5 protein-coding genes are annotated in these 4768 nt (G+C 67.8%); 4 read left to right on the top strand and 1 reads right to left on the bottom strand.

Annotation, left to right across the window (positions count from 1 at the left end; genetic code table 11):
• The coding region (locus GJV64_RS11480; protein ID WP_164157353.1) for a tetratricopeptide repeat-containing sulfotransferase family protein at positions 1 to 1678 on the top strand (1678 nt) is incomplete at its 5' end.
• A gap of 22 nt (positions 1679 to 1700) precedes the next feature.
• On the opposite strand, the gene GJV64_RS11475 is transcribed toward GJV64_RS11480, so the two are convergent.
• On the bottom strand, positions 1701 to 2225 hold the full coding sequence (locus GJV64_RS11475) for a c-type cytochrome (protein WP_235927714.1): 525 nt from the start codon (positions 2223 to 2225) through the stop codon (positions 1701 to 1703).
• A gap of 135 nt (positions 2226 to 2360) precedes the next feature.
• Here GJV64_RS11475 and GJV64_RS11470 point away from each other — a divergent pair, with 135 nt between their 5' ends.
• From GJV64_RS11470 to GJV64_RS11460, 3 genes are all read left to right on the top strand, one after another.
• Positions 2361 to 3110: a TetR/AcrR family transcriptional regulator gene (locus GJV64_RS11470; protein ID WP_164157352.1), complete on the top strand. Its 750-nt coding sequence runs from the start codon at positions 2361 to 2363 to the stop codon at positions 3108 to 3110.
• Between the two features lie 109 nt (positions 3111 to 3219).
• Positions 3220 to 4422, top strand: coding sequence for an amine dehydrogenase large subunit (locus tag GJV64_RS11465; RefSeq protein WP_164157354.1), 1203 nt, complete (start codon positions 3220 to 3222; stop codon positions 4420 to 4422).
• Between the two features lie 6 nt (positions 4423 to 4428).
• Positions 4429 to 4768 (top strand): MauE/DoxX family redox-associated membrane protein (locus tag GJV64_RS11460; RefSeq protein ID WP_328799179.1); only part of this gene is annotated, 340 nt, incomplete at its 3' end.

The raw sequence follows: 4768 nt of genomic DNA, 5'->3' as shown, positions 1-4768 counted from the left end.
GGCCGGGCGCGAGGAGGCGGCATGGCGGGCGGATCTGGCCGGTGTCGCCGCCGCGGCACGCGACCCCGAACTGATCGAGGCGGCGCTGGCCATGACCGATGGCAAGCTGGACGAGGCTGCCACCCGGCTGGAGGCGCGACTGGCACGCGAACCGCATGATCCGCCCGCCACGCGCCTGCTCGGCGAGACCCGCTGGCGCCAGGGCGAGATGACGCCTGCGCTGGCGCTGGTCGAACAGGCGGTGGAGCAGGCCCCCGGCTTCGACATGGCACGCGAGTTCCTGATCCGCCTGCTGATGCAGACCAACCGCCTGCCCGAAGCGCTGGCCCATGCCGATGTGCTGGTGCGCTCACCGGTGCGCATTCCCGGCCATCTGTTGATCCGCGCCTCCGTTCTGGTGCGGCTGGGCGAGCAGGAAGAGGCGCGCGGGCTTTATGAGCAGTTGCTCGCCGACCAGCCGGGCCAGCCGCAGGTCTGGCAGAATCTTGGCCACGTGCTGAAGACGCTGGGCCGACAGGCCGAGGCCATCACCGCCTATCGCGAAGCCGTGACCCGCCAGCCCACGCTGGGCGAGGCCTGGTGGAGCCTGGCCAATCTGAAGACCGTCAAGCTGGGAGAGGCCGACATCGCGGCGATGAACCAGGCGCTGGCAACGCTGGCTGGCGCGGCGGACGAGCGCACCGAGGATATCTTCCACCTGCATTTCTCGCTGGGCAAGGCGCACGAGGACGCCGGCAACCATGCCGCGGCGTTCCGCCACTACAGCGAGGGCAACCGCCTGCGCCGCACCCAACTTCGCTATGACGCCGATGATTTTGCCGCCGAGATCAGCGCCACGGTCGCCGGCTTTTCGGCGCCGTTCCTTGCCAGCCTCGGTGAGGGCGGCTGCCCGGCGCGCGATCCCATCTTCGTGGTGGGCCTGCCACGCTCAGGCTCGACGCTGGTCGAACAGATATTGGCCAGCCACAGCCAGATCGAGGGCACGATGGAACTGCCCGACATGATGATGATCGGCAGCCGCCTGCAAACGCGGGTCAACGAAGGCGAATTTGCCGATTATGCCGCGCTGCTGGCCAGCCTTTCGGCAGACGACCGGCGGCGGCTTGGCGAGGAATATCTCGATCGCACCCGTGTGCACCGCAAGACCGACCGTCCGCTGTTCATCGACAAGATGCCCAACAACTGGCAGCACGTCGGCCTCATCCGGGCCATCTTGCCGGGTGCCACCATCATCGATGCCCGCCGCCACCCGATGGGCTGCTGCTTTTCGGGCTGGAAGCAGCATTTCGCCCGCGGCCAGGCCTTTTCCTATGATCTCGCTGATGCCGGGCGCTATTATCGCGACTATGTGCGGCTGATGGCGCACTTCGACGCGGTGATGCCGGGCCGCGTCCACCGCGTGATCTATGAGCAGATGGTGGCCGACACCGAAAACCAGGTGCGCCGCCTGCTCGCCCATGTCGGGGTGGACTTCGAGGCGGCCTGCCTCGCCTTCTGGAAGACCGACCGCGCGGTGCGGACCGCCAGTTCCGAACAGGTGCGCCAGCCGATCTTCACCGACGGCGTCGATCACTGGAAGAACTTTGCCCAATGGCTGGGCCCGCTGGAAGCGGCGCTGGGCGACGTGGTGGAATCCTATCCAGACGTGCCCGGCAGCTTGCGCTCCGGAACAAACTGAAGAGGCCCGAAGAGCCTGCGTCCTATTTGATGACGCCGCTGCCCACCAGCTCGGTGCGCAAGGTGCGGTTGTCGGCCATGCTGGCCTTGCCGTCGGCGCGCACCGCGGCAATCTCGGCCGTGGTGAAGGGCTTCAGGCCCTTGGCAGGCTTGCCACCGGCTGCGCCGAGCGTGAGGGTGTGGCTCAGGATCGCGGCGATCTCAGCGTCGGACAGGGTGGACATGCCCGGCATCACCCCGGCAATGCGGGCGCCCTCAACTTCGATCGGGCCGGCCATGCCGTGGAGCACCACGCGCGCCATGTAGCGGCGGCCGGCCGGCGCGGCGGCGATGGCGGCGGCCCGTCCGGTGAGCTTGGGAAACTGCCCTGCCAGCCCGTTGCCGTTGGCCTGGTGACACATGGCGCAGCGGGCCACGAAGGCCGCCTTGCCATCCGGGGCCGGATCAGCGGCCAGCGCCGGCCCGCCAGCCAGCCCGGCCAGCAACGCCGCAATCTGGGCAATCAGGGCTGCCCGCCCGCTCGTCACACTCGTGCTGTCCTTCGCCACGCGTCGTTTCCTGCCGCAGTCGGCGCGCCCGATGCTGCGCCGCACAACTTGAAATACTGGACAGTCATCAAGCTTTCGTCAAGCTGAACAGGGCGCCTGCTGGACGGGCCTCGGCGCCGGAAACAGGTGAAACGCGTGGACGAAGCCGTTACAGAGTTCCCGCAGCCGGATGCCGCGCAGCGCGAGGCCCCGCCGCGCGAAGGCGCGCGCCCCGGGGTCTATGTGCGCGGCGCGGAAACGGTCGAGCTCATCCTAGAGGCCGCGCGCGGGGTGCTGATCGATGAAGGCGCCAGCGCCTTCACGCTGCGGCGGATCGCGGCGCGCTGCGGCATGAAGGTGGGCAACGTATCCTATTATTTCGCCCGCAAGGAACTGCTGGTCCAGCTGCTGCTCGACGATCTGCTCGATTATTACGAGCGGGTGCTCGACGAGACGGTACGCCAGCCCGGCCTCTCGCCCGAAGCGCAGCTGTCGATGCTGATCGGCATCGTGCTCGACGATATCGGCACTAAGCGCACCACCCACCTGTTCACCGAGCTGTGGGCGCTGGCCAACCACAACGTCTTCATCGCCGAGCGGGTGGCCGCCTTCTATCGCCATGCCCACGGCCACATCGCGGCAGCGGTCCTGCCGCTCAATCCCGCGCTGAGCCCGGCCGATGCCGACGTGGTCGCCCGCTTCATCAGCGCCGCCATGGAGGGCACCACCATCTTCGCCGGCCATGGCAAGCCCTGGGCCCACCAGATGCCGCAGCTGAAATCGCTGGCGGTGGCCGCGCTGGTGCACCTGGCCAAGACCATCAAGCCCGAAGACATCAGGCGCCTGCCCGCGGCCGGCGCGCCGCAGGGGGCATCTACGCAGTTCAGGCAATCGGGCGGGCCTTGACGAAAACTTGACGCCCGTCCAGCATCAGGTCGGAACGTTGCTGCTGCTGGCGGGAGGACTGAGTCGACCCGGCAGCAGCTTGCTCAATGGCACTGGGGGACAGGTGCAGATGATCAAAGTGTCACGGCAATTTTGCGCCCGCAAGCTGGCTGAAACCGCGCTGGCTGCAGCCCTGGCCCTATCGGCCGGGATCACCGGCGCCGCTGCCCAAACCGCGCCGCCAGCAGGCAACCTGGAGCCGGAACAGGCCTTCACCCACAAGCTGCCGGCACCCTCGCCGCACTGGGTGTTCATGCGCGGCGGCTGGGAGAACAGCGGCACCCGCATCTGGGACGGTGACAGCGGCAAAATGCTGGGCCTGGTGCAGACCACCCGCTGGTCCGACATGGCGCTCGATCCAGCCTACAAGGCCATCTATGTGGCCGAGACCATCTGGACCAAGATCAACCGCGGCACCCGGCAGGATTATGTCGCGGTCTACGATCCGATGACGCTCAACCTGCTCGCCGAAATCCCGCTGCCGGGCCGGCTGATCATCGGCGCGATGAACAACAATTTCGTCATTTCCGACGATGGCAAGACCGGCTTTGTCTACAATTTCAGCCCGGCCTCCTCGGTCAACGTGGTGGACCTGGAAAAGCGCCGCCTCGCCCGCGTCGTGGAATTGCCCGGCTGCGCCAGCCTGGTGCCGGTGGCCGGCATCGGTTTTTCGGCACTGTGCAGCGATGGCACGCTGGCCACCGTATCGCTGGCCGGCAAGGCCCCGGTGATCACCCACAGCGCCGCCTTCTTCAAGGCCGCCGAGGACCCGGTGTTCGACAGTTTCGTGCATGACCGCAGCAAGGGCGAGATCGTGCTGATGAGCTACACTGGCCTGATCCGCACCGCCAAGCTGGGCGCGACCCCGACGATCGGTGACGCCTGGTCGATCCAGGCCGCCGCCGGCCTGCGCCCCGGCGACACCAAGCCGCTCGACATCAACTGGATGCCCGGCGGGCGCCAGCTGACGGCGCTGCACGAGAAGACCGGCACGCTCTATGTGCTGATGCACCGCGGCGAATACTGGACCCAGAAGGAAGACGGCGAGGAGATCTGGGTCGTAAACATGGCCACCCGCAAGGTGGTGAAGCGGGTGCCGATCAAGAACCGGGCGGGTAACATCGCTGTCAGCCAGGATGACAAGCCGCTGATCTTCCTGACCGGCGGCGAGGAAGAGGGCGAGGCCGTGGTGCTCGACGCCCTCACCTTCGAGGAAAAGCACAAGCTCAAGCGTGCCGGCAGCGGCGTCATCAACACGCTGGGCGCACGGTAGGCGCGCTTGGGTCTGTATCCCCTCTCGATCCTCGCTGCAGTTGCAGCGGTGGCCGTGGCGCTGGTGTTTCTGGTCGCCGGGATCGACAAGCTGCGCCATCGCGAGCTGCTGCCTGGCGTGATCGCCAATTACCGCCTGCTGCCGCCGGCGCTGGTGACGCCGGCCGCCGCGCTGCTGCCGCTGGCGGAACTGGCGGTGGCGGCCGGCCTGCTGGCCGGCGTGTGGCAGCCCGCAGCCTGGGCGCCGCTGGCGGCGATTGCGCTGCTGCTGACCTTCGCCGCCGCCATGGCGATCAACATCGGCCGCGGCCGGCGCCACATCGATTGCGGCTGCGGCCATGCCGGGC

The organism is Sandarakinorhabdus rubra, from assembly GCF_010994245.1.
GTDB lineage: Bacteria > Pseudomonadota > Alphaproteobacteria > Sphingomonadales > Sphingomonadaceae > Sandarakinorhabdus > Sandarakinorhabdus rubra.
The sequence above is the reverse complement of the archived record's forward strand: the minus strand, read 5'-3'. Positions and strand labels throughout refer to the sequence as shown.

Coding starts and splice junctions, on each gene's coding strand:
- GJV64_RS11465 (WP_164157354.1), top strand. CDS start 3,220: ATGATCAAAGTGTCACGGCAATTTTGCGCCCGCAAGCTGGCTGAAACC.